The sequence below is a fragment of the Stenotrophomonas sp. CASM101 genome (assembly GCF_049384845.1).
In the GTDB taxonomy this organism is placed as follows: domain Bacteria; phylum Pseudomonadota; class Gammaproteobacteria; order Xanthomonadales; family Xanthomonadaceae; genus Stenotrophomonas; species Stenotrophomonas hibiscicola.
This window is the reverse complement of sequence record NZ_JBMRFR010000007.1, coordinates 56,014-70,214: the sequence shown is the minus strand read 5'-3', so window position 1 is coordinate 70,214 and position 14,201 is coordinate 56,014. Positions and strand designations below refer to the sequence as shown.

The window sequence follows — 14,201 nt, the reverse complement described above, 5'->3', positions numbered from 1 at the left end:
ACAGGGATGTTTCCCCAATGAATACCACTGACCTGTCCCAGTTCAGCCCGAAGTGGCAGTTCCGCTTCAACTTCTTCCGCCAGCACGGCGCCCCCAAGAACCCCGGCTTCAAGCAGGCCTGGAAGGCGCTGTCCTTTGGTGACCGCCTGAAGATCAACCTGAACTTCTTCGCGCTGTTCTTCGGCGCCATCTACCTGCTGATCCTTGGCATGTGGCGCAAGGCACTGGTGGTGATCGGCATCAACATCGTACTGGCCATCATCACCATGTTCCTTCCCGACGTTGTCGGGCGCATGCTGTTCATCGCCATGAACCTGCTGGTCGCCTCCAGCACCAACTACAGCTACTACCTGGAGAAGGTGGAAGGGCGCACCAGCTGGAACCCGTTTGAAGGCATGTTCTGAGCCATCAGACCTGCGCAGGGATGCGCGGCAAGGATGCAAGCGACGCCCGGCCCCCGCCGGGCGTCTTCGTTTTCTGGCTCAGGCCGCGCGGCGTGCCGTGGCCATCGGCCCGGCCTGCAGGCGGAAGCGCGACACCGCCACCGCCAGCTGCTCGGCCTGCTCCTCCATCGCGCGGGCTGCTGCACTGGCTTCCTCCACCAGTGCAGCATTCTGCTGGGTGGTTTCGTCCATCTGCACCACGGTCTGGTTGACCTGCTCGATGCCGGCCGACTGTTCGCGCGAGGCGGCCGAGATCTCGGCCATGATCTCATTCACGCGGCCGACCTGACCGACGATGTCCTGCATGGTGCGTCCGGCACCGTGCACCAGCTGCGCACCGGCTCCGACCTGTGCCACCGAAGCGTCGATCAGCTCCTTGATCTCCTTGGCGGCACCCGCTGAGCGCTGCGCCAGCGCTCGGACTTCGCTGGCGACCACGGCGAAGCCACGGCCCTGCTCGCCGGCGCGCGCGGCTTCCACCGCCGCGTTCAATGCCAGGATGTTGGTCTGGAACGCAATGCCATCGATCACCGAGATGATCTCGGCGATGCGCTGCGACGAGGCTTCGATCTGCTGCATCGTCTGCACCACCTGGCTGACCACCTCGCCCCCTTCGCTGGCCACGCCCGCTGCGGAACCGGCCAGCATGTTGGCCTGCAGCGCGTGGTCGGCATTCTGGCGCACGGTGGAGGTCAGTTCCTCCATCGACGCGGCGGTTTCTTCCAGATTGGCGGCCTGCTGTTCGGTGCGGCGCGACAGGTCGCTGTTGCCGGCCGCGATCTCGCCAGCGGCCAGGCGGATGCTGGCCGCCGACTGCTGGATCTGTCCGACGATCTGGGTCAGCTGCTGCACGGTGCTGTTGGCATCGTCGCGCATCACCGCGAACACCCCGTGGAACTCACCCTGCATGCGCGCAGTGAGGTCGCCGGCGGCGATCGCCCGCAGCAGCGTAGACAGTGCAGCCAGGTTGTGGTCGCTGACCTGCATCATTGTGTTCAGGGTCTCCACCATGCGGCGGAAATCATGCTCGAAGCGCAGCGCATCACCGCGCACGGCGAAATCACCGGCAGCGGCGGCGGCGGCCAGCTGCTGGATCTGCTCGTTGATCGCGGCCAGGTTGCCCTTGGTGGTTGCCATCGCGGCGGTGAATGCCGCCTTCTCGCCCGGCAGCGCTTCCATGTCCACGCTGAGGTCGCCCACGGCGTAGCGCTGCATCACCTCGACCAGGCGCTGGGTGACCGCATTGCTGGAGGCCACCAGCTGGTTGCTGTCGGCCACCATGCGGCCGTACTCGCCCGGGAACGCCGCAGCATCCATGCGGTAGCTGAGTTCCCCGGCATCGTGGCGGCGCGCCATTTCGGCCTGCGCAGCCATCACTGACTGCAACTGCCCACGCATGCCCTGCATCGCGTCCAGCAGGCGCCCCACTTCGTCGTTGCTGCGCGCCGGCAGCGTGCTGTCCAGCTTGCCGGCGGCGACATCACCGGCCACGCGCACCGCTTCGGCCAACGGGCGGATCGCCAGGCGGCGCAGCAGTACATGGACACCGGCGCTGAGGCTCAGCGCGGCGATCACGCCGACCAGCAGGGTCAGCCACAGCAGCTGGCGTGCCTCAGCCACGATCACCGCGTGCGGCATCACCACGCCCAGGGCAAAACGCTGCGGCGCATCGCCGACCCGCAGCGGTACATACACCCGCACGTTGCCGGCCGCATCCGGAGTGAAGGCCTCGAACGGACGGTCGGCGGCAATGTCGGCCAGCATGCTGCGGGTCTGCGCGTCGCTGCGCGGCTTGCCGATCTCGGCGGCATTGGCCGAGGCCAGCACCACACCCTTCGGCGACAGCAGTTCGACACGACCGGCCCCCATCGGCTTCAGCGTGGCCAGGTGCTTCTGCAACGCCGCCAGCGAGAAGTCCACGGTGAACACGCCCAGGAATCTGCCGTTCTCGATGATCGGCGTGCTCAGGGTGCTCATGAGCACCTTCTGGCCGGCGATGTCATAGGCGTAGGGTTCGCTGACCTTGGGCAGCTTGTCACGGCTGGGCCCCATGTACCAGTCGCCTGATCCGCTGGCGGTCTCGGTGTAATCGGTCATCACCGACTGCTGCGGCTTGCCGTCCTGCCAGGCCCAGTAGCTCATGTAACGGCCGGTGGCATCGTGTGCTTCGGTATTGACGAACTCCGCATCCTTGCCGTCGAAGGCATCGGCCTCCCACATGGTGCTCTTGCCGAGCCATTGCGGATGAGCACGCAGCTGTTCGCCGAGCACCGCCGCCAGGCTGGCGCGGTCGGGCACGTCGCCACGGGCACGCTGGGCCAGCACGCTTTCAACCATGGCATCGTTGCTGGCAAAGGCGGTGCCCAGATCAGCCGCCACCTGGCGCGCCTCGGCGTTGGCCTCGCTGGTCATGGTCTGGCGCGAGGCGCTGATCAGACTGGCGCTGGCCTGCCGGTAGATCAGGAACGCGGTCAGGCCGAAGCACAGCAGCGCGATCACAGCGGTGCCCAGCATCAGCTTGTGGGCGATGCTGCCCGGGCGGTGGGCAGTGGCGGAGCGGGAAGAAGGCATGGGAGGGTCCGCAAGGCAATTCAGGACGACCGGCGTCACGAGGACACCGCGCAGGCGCGCGATCCGTCGCGCAGGCCACCGGCCGCCGGGCCGCGCCCGGTGCACGAGGCACACCGGATTTAGCGGCCGGCCGCCATCGAGATTGAGGCCAGCGGCCTGCACATTCCTGAACCTGCTCAGGGTGGGCTCGGTGCCCCGCCCCCTGCGACCATCTCATTCGGCGACCCGATCCTTGATCCACTCCGCCCTTGGCAGCACCTCGATGCTGCCGGCGGCGTACTGCTGCAGCACGTCGTCCGGGCCGAAGCGCGGCTGCCAGCCCAGCACGCTGCGCAGGCGGGCACTGTCGTAGACGCGATCGATGCTCAACGGCAGCGGCCAGCCCCGTCGTTCGAACTCGGCCAGCAGCTGTGGCGCGCGGCGTGCCAGCACGCTGCGCGGGTGGGTGGCCAGCTCCAGGCAATCCTCACGCCGGAACGGCGTCGGAGCGCACGCGATGTAACGCGCGAAAGCGGCGCCTTCGTCCAGCAGCAGTGCAGCATGCGCGCTGGCTACATCACGTGCGTCGATACCGCGGTGCAGGCGGAACATCGCCATGCGTTCGGGCGGCTCGGGGAAGCAGCGGGCCATGCGCAGCACGCGCACGCTGAAGGCCGGCGCCGCAGCGGCTTCGGCCAGTGCTTCGGCCTGCAGCTTGGTGCGGTGGTAGATCGTGCGCGGCAACGGCTCGGTGTCTTCATCGATCCAACGGCAGCCACCGGCGACCACGGCGTGGCCGTACAGCGCGGTTGTACTGGTCAGCACGAATCGCCGCGCCCCGGCTTCGCGTGCGGCCTGCAGCAGGTGCGCGGTCGCCTCCACGTTGATCTGGTGGAACACCCCGTCCGGCACCAGGCCGACATGGGGTGCGTGCAGGGCGGCGGTATGGATCACGGCGTCAACGCCCTGCACCGCCCGTGCGACAGCCTGGTGATCGGTGACATCGGCAATGATGCGGGTGGTGGCGAATGGGCTGCGATCCAGCCCCACCACTTCGTGGGAGGCCGCCAATGCGCCGAAGATCGCGCGCCCGATCCGCCCGGAACTGCCGGTCAGCAGAATCTTCATTGAGTCCATTCACTCGAAGCGCCCGGGAACTACCGGGATGCTTCGATTCTAGGCACGCTGCATGTCGTCTGCGATAGGGCGCAATTGCAATTGTGCGTTCATTCCCGCGAGGCCGATCGGGCCAGCAGCTGCCGCGCGACGAACAGCGGATCGTCACCGCCTGCCGCGTCGGGCGTGACACCGGTGCGTTCCCAGTTGGCTCCGGTATGTAGATTGATCGGCTGCCGATCGGGAATGCTGATCTGATAGCCATCCGGCAGCAGCACAGGATCATCGACCATGTGTGCAGCGCCGCCGCTGCGCGTGCCGACAATGCGTGCACGGCCCAGCGCCTGCAGCGAGTAGGCGACGAACTCGGCAGCCGACGCGGTGCGGCGATCGATCAGCACGACCAGCGGCTTCAGGTAAGTGGGCAGGCTTGCCGGCGGCAGTGGTACCAGCGTGCGCCGCCCGCGCTGGTCCAACTGCTGCACCGCGTCGATCTTCGCGTCCAACAGCGTGCGCACCAGCAGGTCGGCACTGCCGTCATCCCCGCCGCCGTTCTGGCGCAGATCCAGCACCAGGCCATCGGTGTCGGCCAGCAGCTCGAGGGCGGCGGCGAGTTTCGGCCGGGCCAGATTCAGCGGATAGAATGTACTCAGCCGCAGGTAACCGATGTTGCCCTCCAGCACCCGTAGCTCGCGCACGCCAGCGCCATTGCTGCGCGCATCCGCGCGCCATGCCATCAGCCAGTCGTCCTGGCCGGCCGTTGCGTCCACGCGCTCTACATGGAAGTGGCCATCGAACGTGTCCAGGTCCTGGTTCAGGCGTGCGCTGAAAGCCTTCGGATCCGAGCAGCTGTCCACATAGCGCTGCTGGGTGGACCAGCCGCGCACGGCTTCGGCAATGCGTGCGCCTTCGGCCGCATCCAGGTACTGCGCCTCTATCGCCGTGGCCGCTGCCTGCAGCACGGCGTCCTGCGCCGGGCAGGCGGCCGCCAGCAACGCGCCAAGCATCCACGAAACCGTCATGATCGCCTCCGTCGCCTTGATGATATATAAGTGCTTATATATCATTGTCATCATGGATCTCCAACGTGCAACTCTGGGAACGCTGCTGCGTGCCCTGCTCGACCAGCTCGACCAGCTCGACCCGGCGGTCGAGCAGGCCTACCGGGATCTGCAACTGGACTACCGGCCGCGCTACACCCCGGTGCTGCGCACGCTGATGGTGCAGGGCCCCTGCCGCATCAAGGATCTGGCACTGGCCTGCGGGCTCAGCCACTCCGCGCTCAGCCAGACGGTTTCAGCGATGGTGCGCGACGGCTGGCTGCACGCTGCGGTGGGCGAGGACAGCCGCGAACGCATCCTGCAGCTGAGCCCGCACGCCCTGCAGGCATTGCCGGCGCTGCAGGCGCAGTGGCAGGCTACGGCGCTAGCGGCCCGCAGTCTCGACGCCGATCTTGGACAGTCGTTGGAACAGGTGCTGCGTGAGGCATTGAAGGTGCTGGAGCAACGACCGTTCGCGCAACGCCTGCGCGACGCCCGCCTGCGCTGATGCAGTGCGTCGGCGACACCCCGCGTGTTCGCCGGTGGTGGTGGTCCTGGCATTCGCCTGAATGGCGGACTCATCAACCACGTGCGCATGCCGGGTGAAGACCACGGCGGGGATGGCGACCTCGGCTTAGCACGCACTGGCCAAGCATTGGCGCTGTCGCCGACCACGGCGCCGCCCATGCAGAAGGATACTTCCCATGACTGAGCAGAATCACCGCTCCAACCGGGGCTTCGCCTCGATGGACCAGGCCAAGCAGCGCGCGATCGCTGCCAAAGGCGGACGTGCGGCGCATGCCTCCGGCAATGCGCATGAGTTCAGCCGCGATGAGGCACGTGCGGCAGGCCGCAAGGGCGGCGAGGCGATCAGCCGTGATCGGCAGCACATGGCCGCGATCGGGCGCGAGGGTGGGCACGCGCGCCACGCCAACGCGCGCCAGCAGCAACAGCAGCAGCAGCAGCAGCAGCAGCAGCAGATCGAGCATGGTGGAGAGGCTCCGCACTGCCAGCAGAAGTGATCATCACGCGGCCAGGCCGTTTCCCGTCGGCGGTGCCATCCTGCAGCCACAAGCTGGGCCAGGGTACCGGCCGATGCCATCGCCCAGCCGACGCCGACGGCCGTGCCACTGCGGTACCACGTAAGCATCCGCGGCGCGGCGTGCATTGCGCCGGTTGCGCGATGAGCGCACGCGTGTCCTGCCAGCCCCTGTGATGTCGATTGCCACGCAGGGTCGGCCTGTCACGGGGTAGCAGGCGGCGTTGGAACCGTCCTGCTCAGGTGTGCACGAGGATGTTCAACAGCCGCCCGAATGGATCGCGGACAAAGAAGCGGCGCACGCCCCAGGGTTCATCGACCGGCCCATACTCCAGCGCGATGCCGGCCTTACGCATGCGCTCCAGCACCTGCTGCAGGTCGTCCACCTCGATCGACAGGTCCGGCACCGCAGTGCCGGAACCGCCTTCACTGGCAAAGCTGACCTGCGCCAGCGCACTGCCCTGCCCGCCATGGGTGACGATCCAGCCATGGTCCATCACCACGGGCATGCCAAGCAGCTCGCCATAGAAGGCAGCGGCCCGTTCCGGCTCAGCCGTGGCGATGTTGGCGACGACGCGTTTGACGGCCATGGCATGCTTCCGTTGGACAGGGCCCATCCAGACTGCCCGACCTTCCACGGAAACAGAAGAGCCCCGTCAGTGACGGGGCTCCCACACGGCTCAATCGGCGCGACTCACACGCCCATGCACAGATCGACCACGCAGGTATTGTACGCCTGCTGGCATTCCCCAGCGTCGGCCCCACTGGCCAGGCACATCTGGTAGGCCCGCCAGCAGGGCGCGTCGCAAGGCTCGACAGGGCCCGCCACCGCCACCGAACCGGTACACGCCAGCGCGAACAGCGCCGCCACGATCACTTTCCTGACAGTACGCATCACCATCACTCCCTGATAAGCCTGGTGAGCCCAGGCCGGCTCACGGTAGCGGGTGAGCCGCGAGGCAACGTGAACACCGGCGTCACGCCACCTTAACGCGTTCATAAAAATTCCTTCACACTACTGGGGGTGATTGGCGCGCTGCGGGGTTAACGGCGTTGTTGTCCGTCAACCAAGGAATGTTGTCCGATGAATCACCCGCAGCACGGCTGTTCGTCCCACTCCCGCTTCCCGCTGCACAGCCGCCTGGCGTTGGCCGTGGCCAGTTCGCTGTTGCTGGCTGCAGCGCTTCCCGCCATGGCCAGCGAGTCACTCGACGCTTGGCAGCAGCAGCGCCAACTGCAGGCGGCATGGGCGCAGCCCACGTCGATGGCGAGCGCGTCGGCCGGCGCCAACGCAGCGGCCGCAACACCCACGGCAGCAGCCAGCAGCACGTCGCTCCTCGGTAACGCAGGTGATCCGGCCAGTTGGCACACGGAGGAATTCAACGCCGACTGGGGCCTGGCGGCGACCCACGCCGACGACGCCTATGCGCGTGGCCTGACGGGCACCGGCATCCGCCTTGGCGTGTTCGACAGTGGCACCGGCCTGGACCATCCGGAATTCGCTGGCAAGAACCATCGCAGCATCCACATCGCCGACGTGCTCGCCGATGGCACGCGCTGCACCAACACTGCACAGCTCACTGGCCCCGGCGCCTGCTTCTCAAGTGACGGCGACGACGTGCAGGTCAGCTACGTCGGGTTCAACGCAAACGTCCCGCAGAACATCCGCGATCTGATCCTGGCGGGGCCCTATGTACAGCCCGGTATCGGCTACGAAGTGCACGGCACCCATGTTGCCGGCACCATCGCTGCCAACCGTGATGGCAACGGCATGCATGGCGTGGCCTTCGGCGCCGATCTCAGTGTGGCCCGCCTGTTCTTCAACAGCGCCAGCGAATGGCAGCGTACGGCGACCGGGTATTCCGTAGTCTCGCTGGGCAGCGTCGGGCCGGATTCGTCCGCCGTGGTCGACATGTATGCGCAGATGAATGCCCAGGGCGTGCGCGCGGTCAACCACAGCTGGGGCCTGAGCAAGGAACCCGATGCGGTGCTGATGGACCGGATCTACAACGATCCCGATTATCGCGACTACCTTGCCACTTATGCAGACGGATCACGCGCCAAGGGAATGATCCAGGTCTGGGCGGCAGGCAATTCGCCGGCGCGCGGTGCTGCGGCTCCTGTATCGGCCAGCCCGATCGCCGGCATGTACGCCACCCTGCCGCGTGCCTTCGCCGACATCGAAAAATACTGGCTCAGCGTCGTCAACGTTGGACAGGATTTCACCCTCAGCCTGACCTCCAACAAGTGCGGGCTCAGCGCCAACTGGTGCCTGGCGGCCCCGGGTTCCAACATCAACTCCACGGTCTACGGCGATGACTCCGCCGTTGCGGCGTCGTTGGGCGTTGATGCCAACGGCAACCTGTCGCTCGACGTCACCCAGCGCGTGCCAACCTACAGCTACGGGCTGCTCAGCGGCACGTCGATGGCTGCACCGCACGTCACCGGTGCGCTGGGCCTGTTGTTCGAACGCTTCCCCTATCTGGACAGCGCGCAGGTCCGCGACGTGCTGCTGACCACCGCGCGTGATCTTGGCGCACCCGGCATCGACGAGATCTACGGCTGGGGACTGATGGACCTGCGCAAGGCCATCGAAGGCTACGGCTCGCTGCGCGTGGACACCAACGTGGTGATGAACCAGAAGGCCGGTGGCCTGAAGGTGTGGGAAGGCGATGCCTGGGATGACTGGACCAATGACATCGGCGGCCCCGGCAAGCTGACCAAGTCCGGCATCGGCTGGTTGCGCCTGAGCGGTGACAACAGCTTCAACGGCGCGGTACTGCAGGACGGTACGCTGGAACTGAACGGCGCCAACGCGCTTACCGCGGCGGTCGAAGTGCAGGGCGGCCAGTTCCTGCTCAACGGCAGCCTGTTCTCCACCGCACTGACCACTACCGGTGGCGTGAGTACGGTCAGCGCCAGCGCCGTGCTGAAGGACAGCAACCTGAGCGTCAACGGCGGCGTGGTGTCCTTCAACGGCACGCAGACCGGCGGCACCACCACGGTCGGTGCCAACGGCCTGCTGAAGGGTGTCGGTACGCTCGGCACCACCCAAGTCGACGGCATCATCGCGCCCGGCAATTCAATCGGCACGCTGACCATCAACGGCAACTACGTGCAGGGCGCAACCGGCGTCTATGCCGCCGAACTTGCTCCAGGCGGGCGCAGTGACCAGTTGCACGTGACCGGCACCGCCACCCTGGGCGGTACCCTGCTCGCGCTGCCGGAGCCGGGCACCTATTACCTCGGCGAGCAGTTCAATTTCATCCGCGCCGACGGCGGTCTCAACGGGCAGTTCGCGAAGACCGACTTCAGCGCGTTCTCGCCGTTCCTGCAGTTCAGCCTGGCGTACGGTGCCAACGGAGCACGCATCGACGTGGCCCGTGGTGCATCGCTGGCCAGTGCGGCCACTACGCCCAACCAGCATGCGGTTGCGGCGGCGGCCGATGGCCTGGCGATCAACCAGGGCCTGCCCAAGCCGCTGACACAGCTGTTCCCGCAGCAGGTCGGTGCCGTACTCGATGGCCTCAGCGGCGAGCTGCACGCAGCCACCTCGCTGGCGCTGGTGGAAGGCAGCCGTCATGTCCGTGACGCTGCGTTGTCACGCCGTGCCGGCGCAACCGCACCGGTATCCGATACGGGTGACGCCACCGGTGCCTGGGTGCAGGCACTGGGCGGCAACAGCAGGCTGGATGGCAACAGCAACACCGCGCGCACCGATGCCAACAGCAATGGCCTGCTGGTGGGCATCGACCGCGAGTTCGATGGCTGGCAGGTCGGCGTGCTGGCCGGTACCGGCCGCACCGACGTGAAGCAGCTGGAGCGCCGTGCCAAGTCGAAGATCGACAACACGCACGTCGGCGCCTATGCCAGCCACGCCTGGGGCGGCTTCGGCCTGCGCGGTGGCGTGGCATGGAGCAAGCACAAGGTGAAGAGCACGCGCGATGTCGGCTTCGCCGGCTTCAGTGACAGCCTGAGCGCGCGCTACAACGCGCATGCGCGCCAAGCGTTCATCGAAGCGGGCTATCGCTTCGGCAACGCGGAAGGCGGGTTGGAGCCCTACCTGCAGGTGGCTCGCGTGGAAGTGGACCTCAAGCAGATCAACGAGCGCGGTGGCGCGGCGGCGCTGCACGGCAAGGTGGACGACACCGGCACCACCACCGCTACCGCAGGGCTGCGCTTCGACAAGGGCCTGAAGGCATCATTCCAGCAGGACAGCTGGCTGCATCTGCGCGGTGGTCTGGGCTATCGCCGCGCCTTCGGAGACCGCAGCCAGGTGGCCAACCTGGCCTTTGCCAACAGCAGCACGCCCTTTGCAGTCGAAGGCGCACCGATTGCCGAGAACGCTGTCGTGGCCGAGCTGGGCCTGTCGGCGTGGCTGACGCCGCGGCAGCAGCTGGAGCTGGGCTACAGCGGCCAGTTCGGCAGTGAAAGCCGCGACCATGGGGCCAGTGCTCGCTGGTCCATCCGCTTCTAAACACGTGTTCTCTTGACGGGTTGGGGCGGCCTTGCGGCCGCCCCTTTTTTGCCCACCCCCAGCGCTATGCGCGACGGCGCAGGGCGGCGGCACCTGCCAGGCTGGCAAGTGGCAGCAGCAACCCATAGGCCACCAGCGGCCACACGGTATCGCCGGGTAGCACAAGGATCACCAGCGTGCCGATGCCTGCCACGATAAGGCTCTGCACTGCGTAGTACAGGGCCACCGCCGCACCCGACGCATCGGCGAAATCACGCAGCGCACCGTTGGCAGCCACTGAAACCACCATCACCAGCCCCACCGCGATGCCCCACATGGGCAGCACCACGCCGATCAACGAGGGACGCCACGCGGCGGCCGACGCCATCAGCAGCGCCCCGGCCACCATCACCCACAGGCCGCGCAGGAAGGTACCGCGCACGTTCCAGCGCCCAATGCACGCGTTCGCCATCCGCGCCGTGACGATCATCACCAGTGCCACCGTCGCGAAGGCCAGGCTGAACGACAGCGGCGAGTACTGCATGCGCCCGACCAGCAACCGAGGCGCGACTGAGAAGAACACGAAGAATGTGCCCATGCCCGCGCTGAAGCCCAGCGTGTAGACCCAGAACGCGCCGCTGCCGAGGATGCGTCGTGCCGCCGGTCGCGCCCCGTCATGGCACTGCGGGCGGGTTTCGTGCCAATGCCGCACCGCGCGCAGGCCGGCAATCGTGCCCAGTACACCGAGCAGAACGAAGATCGCGCGCCAGCCGACGGCACCAGCCAGCAGTGCGCCCAGAACAGGCCCCAGCGCCGGCACGAAGGCCAGCATCGAAGCGAACAACCCATACAGCGAGGCGCCTTCGGGTGTATCGGCATAGACGTCACGGACCGTGGCGAAGGTCGCCACCAATGCCGCCGACGCTCCCACCGCCTGTACGGTTCGCCAGGCCAGAAAAGCGGCGCCGCTGCCGGACAAGGCCAGCGCAAACGACGAAAGCGCGAACAGCAACGCCCCCAGCAACAGGACCGGGCGTCGCCCGATGCGGTCGGACAATGGGCCAAACAGCAACTGGCCCAGCCCGAGCGCCAGCAGGTAACTGCTCAACGTGAGCTGCACCAGCGTCGGGGATGTCTGCAGTGCCTGCGGCATCACCGGCACCACAGGAAGATAGATATCCATGGCCAGCGAGGCCAGGAGGTCGAACGGCGCCATCAGCACAATGGCCGACGGCAACGGGTGGGCCCAACGCGGGGCCTTTCGATTGAACATGGGGAGTCTCCGCCCGGAGTGATCCGGCGGCGATCCATCCACTTCGCGTGCATCGCAGGGATGATCACCGCAACAACGTCTGCATCGTTGTTGCGGCTCAGCGAACTGTCTGCGGACCGTTCCCGTTGCTCATGGTGTTGATCGTTGGCGGTGCGGAACCGGTGCAAGTGTAGCAGCGACCGGTTCAGGGTGGCCGGGGCAGCGGTGCCGCCCCGGCCGCGGCGACCCTGGGGAGTGGGCCGCCGCTGATCGTCAGGCCGCCTTCATCGCATGCTTGCGCGCGCGCATCACGTTGTGGCACTCCTGCACTTCGGGCAACAGCTGAGTGACTTCCTGGCGCACCGCCGGCGGCAGTTCATTGTCCTTCAGCACATCCTTGAACGCGCCCAGCAGGCGATCCTCGGACTCTTCCAGCTCGGCCACGTAGCCATAGTTGGTATCTCCGAACGCGGCGCGGACCTTGCCGTAGAACTGCTGCATCGAACCCACCACGGTGCCATGCTCGGCCGGCTTGCCGCCGCTGGCAGCCACCGAACCGCTCAGCGCCGCGACGATGCGGCCCTTGACGCCGGCGATACGGGTGAACAAGGCCGACAGCTCGGCATCCTTCACCTTGGTTGCGGCCTCTTCGTAGAACGACTTGCCGTCGCGGGCGATCTCGATCAGGTCGTTGAGGCGGTGTTCGATGGTGGACTGGGTGCTCATGGCCTTGCTCCTGTATCTTCGTTTCAGGGGGAGAAAAGCAGCCTCGACTGCGCTGCCTGCGGATCCACTGTGGACATGCTCGTGTGGTTCGCGGGTGAGCAGCGATTGATATGCACATCACTTCACCCAACCCGCACTGACTGCTTCACGCCACAGTGGCGCGTGGCTCACATCGAGCGGTGCTGGCCAGCCTCACCAGGGAACGAACAGGATGATCAGCACGATCACCACGACCGCGGCGAGCGCTCCCATCAGTACGTTTCTCTGGCGCCAACTGGGCTTCGGTTTTCCGGGGGTATTCATGCCTGCTACCTGTCTCTGCGGATGACCCCGGCAGACTGATGGATCGGCGGCGGTACGTGCGTGCAGGACGCGTGCAGGTGACGTGCAGGGCGCCGCCATCGATGTCGATTCCCGGGACGCCCGCTCGTCAGATCGTCAAAGCCCTTCCCTCACCACGCGGACTGCTGCCATGACCGCCATCCTCACCGCCTTCGCCACCTCTCCCGACCGCGGCCAGGGCCTGGCCCGTGACATGCGCGTTCGCTGGGCGCTGGAAGAGCTGGACGTGCCCTATGACGTGCAGCTGCTCAGCTTTGCCGAGCTGAAGCAGCCCGCGCACCTGGCACGCAATCCGTTCGGGCAGATTCCCACCTGGCAGGAGGGCCACCAGGTCCTGTTTGAATCCGGCGCGATCGTCCTGCACCTGGCCGAACAACATTCCGGCCTGCTCCCGGTTGATCCGGATGCCCGCATGCGCGCGGCCATGTGGCTGTTTGCCGCACTGAACACGGTAGAGCCGCCGATTGTCGAGCGCTCCATGGCCTGGGTGCTGGAGCGCGAGCAGCCGTGGTACGCACAGCGGCTGCCGATGCTGGATGAGCGGGTTCGGGCGCGATTGGCGCAACTGTCAACATGGCTGGCCAACGCGCCGTGGCTGGACGGCGATTTCAGCGTGGGCGACCTGATGATGGTTTCGGTGCTGCTGCGCCTGAAGAGCAGCGGGCTGCTTGACGAGTATCCGCTGCTGGTGGCCTATGTGGCACGGGCAACGCAGCGTCCCGCCTATCAGCGCGTGTTTGCTGCGCAGCTGGCGGTATTCCAGAACGGGTAGTTCCGCGCCATGCGTGGAAACACTCAGCGCAAGCTGCGCCGGCAGGCGGCCTGCACCAGCATCAGCTGCGCCACCAGGATCAGCATCGCGCAGCCGGACAGCAGCCACGGATCGATGTACCACTGCGCGTTGAAACTGAAATCACCGGCGGAAATGCGCTTCCAGCCGTTGAAGTGCTGCATCGCTGCGACCACGAACGCGAAGCCGCCGGCTGTGTACGACAACCAGGGCACGATGAGGCTTCCCGGGCGCGCGAACAGCGTGAGCAGGCCGAGCACGCCGATGACCGTGCGCTGCACGCGGCAGTACGGGCAGACATAGGCCATCCCGCTCCATTCCACCGCCCAGGCCAGCAGGCTGACCAGCACGGCCGCGCCTGCCGCGGCGTGCAGGACTTTCGGCGTGATCATCATGCCACTCTCGTGTGCCATCCCGTGCTCCTTGGTTGAAAGACCTAGGCAGGGT

At 66.7% G+C, this 14,201-nt stretch carries 13 protein-coding genes; 5 read left to right on the top strand and 8 right to left on the bottom strand.

Annotated elements, in window-relative coordinates; translation table 11 throughout:
• Positions 1 to 17: 17 nt before the first annotated feature.
• Positions 18 to 404: a DUF2628 domain-containing protein gene (locus tag VG543_RS12090; protein ID WP_019660750.1), complete on the top strand. Its 387-nt coding sequence runs from the start codon at positions 18 to 20 to the stop codon at positions 402 to 404.
• 78 nt (positions 405 to 482) lie between these two features.
• Here VG543_RS12090 and VG543_RS12085 read toward each other — a convergent pair whose 3' ends face one another.
• The 3 genes from VG543_RS12085 to VG543_RS12075 form a co-directional block, all read right to left on the bottom strand.
• Complete coding sequence (locus tag VG543_RS12085) at positions 483 to 3,014, bottom strand: methyl-accepting chemotaxis protein (RefSeq protein WP_423178618.1); 2,532 nt, start codon at positions 3,012 to 3,014, stop codon at positions 483 to 485.
• 213 nt (positions 3,015 to 3,227) lie between these two features.
• The gene (locus VG543_RS12080) at positions 3,228 to 4,121 is read right to left on the bottom strand and encodes an NAD-dependent epimerase/dehydratase family protein (protein WP_019660752.1); all 894 of its coding nucleotides are present in this window, start codon (positions 4,119 to 4,121) and stop codon (positions 3,228 to 3,230) included.
• A 98-nt stretch (positions 4,122 to 4,219) separates the two neighbouring features.
• Positions 4,220 to 5,131 (bottom strand): S41 family peptidase, encoded by a 912-nt coding sequence (locus VG543_RS12075; protein WP_423178619.1) that lies wholly within the window; start codon positions 5,129 to 5,131, stop codon positions 4,220 to 4,222.
• Positions 5,132 to 5,183: 52 nt separating this feature from the next.
• On the opposite strand from VG543_RS12075, the gene VG543_RS12070 reads away from it, so the two are divergent.
• Positions 5,184 to 5,657, top strand: coding sequence for a MarR family transcriptional regulator (locus tag VG543_RS12070; protein WP_423178620.1), 474 nt, complete (start codon positions 5,184 to 5,186; stop codon positions 5,655 to 5,657).
• Between the two features lie 196 nt (positions 5,658 to 5,853).
• Complete coding sequence (locus tag VG543_RS12065) at positions 5,854 to 6,171, top strand: KGG domain-containing protein (RefSeq protein ID WP_423178621.1); 318 nt, start codon at positions 5,854 to 5,856, stop codon at positions 6,169 to 6,171.
• Between the two features lie 256 nt (positions 6,172 to 6,427).
• Here the strand turns inward: VG543_RS12065 and VG543_RS12060 are convergent, their stop codons facing one another.
• Both VG543_RS12060 and VG543_RS12055 read right to left on the bottom strand, forming a co-directional pair.
• Positions 6,428 to 6,778, bottom strand: a complete 351-nt coding sequence (locus VG543_RS12060; protein WP_019660756.1) for a VOC family protein — start codon at positions 6,776 to 6,778, stop codon at positions 6,428 to 6,430.
• Between the two features lie 104 nt (positions 6,779 to 6,882).
• On the bottom strand, positions 6,883 to 7,083 hold the full coding sequence (locus tag VG543_RS12055; RefSeq protein WP_031270690.1) for a hypothetical protein: 201 nt from the start codon (positions 7,081 to 7,083) through the stop codon (positions 6,883 to 6,885).
• A 189-nt stretch (positions 7,084 to 7,272) separates the two neighbouring features.
• On the opposite strand from VG543_RS12055, the gene VG543_RS12050 reads away from it, so the two are divergent.
• Positions 7,273 to 10,665: an autotransporter domain-containing protein gene (locus tag VG543_RS12050; protein ID WP_423178622.1), complete on the top strand. Its 3,393-nt coding sequence runs from the start codon at positions 7,273 to 7,275 to the stop codon at positions 10,663 to 10,665.
• Positions 10,666 to 10,729: 64 nt separating this feature from the next.
• Here VG543_RS12050 and cml read toward each other — a convergent pair whose 3' ends face one another.
• The gene (cml, locus tag VG543_RS12045; protein ID WP_134735044.1) at positions 10,730 to 11,917 is read right to left on the bottom strand and encodes a CmlA/FloR family chloramphenicol efflux MFS transporter; all 1,188 of its coding nucleotides are present in this window, start codon (positions 11,915 to 11,917) and stop codon (positions 10,730 to 10,732) included.
• Between the two features lie 252 nt (positions 11,918 to 12,169).
• Entirely contained in the window at positions 12,170 to 12,622 is a 453-nt protein-coding gene (locus VG543_RS12040; protein ID WP_005419568.1) for a PA2169 family four-helix-bundle protein, read from the bottom strand.
• Between the two features lie 472 nt (positions 12,623 to 13,094).
• Here VG543_RS12040 and VG543_RS12035 point away from each other — a divergent pair, with 472 nt between their 5' ends.
• Positions 13,095 to 13,736 (top strand): glutathione S-transferase family protein, encoded by a 642-nt coding sequence (locus VG543_RS12035; protein ID WP_423178623.1) that lies wholly within the window; start codon positions 13,095 to 13,097, stop codon positions 13,734 to 13,736.
• 23 nt (positions 13,737 to 13,759) lie between these two features.
• Here VG543_RS12035 and VG543_RS12030 read toward each other — a convergent pair whose 3' ends face one another.
• Positions 13,760 to 14,167, bottom strand: coding sequence for a hypothetical protein (locus tag VG543_RS12030; RefSeq protein ID WP_019660761.1), 408 nt, complete (start codon positions 14,165 to 14,167; stop codon positions 13,760 to 13,762).
• Between the last annotated feature and the right edge of the window lie 34 nt (positions 14,168 to 14,201).

Bases quoted from the DNA above. Each gene is read 5' to 3' on its own strand.
- VG543_RS12085 (WP_423178618.1), bottom strand. From the start codon at position 3,014: ATGCCTTCTTCCCGCTCCGCCACTGCCCACCGCCCGGGCAGCATCGCC.
- VG543_RS12075 (WP_423178619.1), bottom strand. From the start codon at position 5,131: ATGACGGTTTCGTGGATGCTTGGCGCGTTGCTGGCGGCCGCCTGCCCG.
- VG543_RS12035 (WP_423178623.1), top strand. From the start codon at position 13,095: ATGACCGCCATCCTCACCGCCTTCGCCACCTCTCCCGACCGCGGCCAG.
- VG543_RS12090 (WP_019660750.1), top strand. From the start codon at position 18: ATGAATACCACTGACCTGTCCCAGTTCAGCCCGAAGTGGCAGTTCCGC.
- VG543_RS12065 (WP_423178621.1), top strand. From the start codon at position 5,854: ATGACTGAGCAGAATCACCGCTCCAACCGGGGCTTCGCCTCGATGGAC.
- VG543_RS12080 (WP_019660752.1), bottom strand. From the start codon at position 4,121: ATGAAGATTCTGCTGACCGGCAGTTCCGGGCGGATCGGGCGCGCGATC.
- VG543_RS12060 (WP_019660756.1), bottom strand. From the start codon at position 6,778: ATGGCCGTCAAACGCGTCGTCGCCAACATCGCCACGGCTGAGCCGGAA.
- VG543_RS12040 (WP_005419568.1), bottom strand. From the start codon at position 12,622: ATGAGCACCCAGTCCACCATCGAACACCGCCTCAACGACCTGATCGAG.
- VG543_RS12030 (WP_019660761.1), bottom strand. From the start codon at position 14,167: ATGGCACACGAGAGTGGCATGATGATCACGCCGAAAGTCCTGCACGCC.
- VG543_RS12070 (WP_423178620.1), top strand. From the start codon at position 5,184: ATGGATCTCCAACGTGCAACTCTGGGAACGCTGCTGCGTGCCCTGCTC.
- VG543_RS12055 (WP_031270690.1), bottom strand. From the start codon at position 7,083: ATGCGTACTGTCAGGAAAGTGATCGTGGCGGCGCTGTTCGCGCTGGCG.
- VG543_RS12050 (WP_423178622.1), top strand. From the start codon at position 7,273: ATGAATCACCCGCAGCACGGCTGTTCGTCCCACTCCCGCTTCCCGCTG.
- cml (WP_134735044.1), bottom strand. From the start codon at position 11,917: ATGTTCAATCGAAAGGCCCCGCGTTGGGCCCACCCGTTGCCGTCGGCC.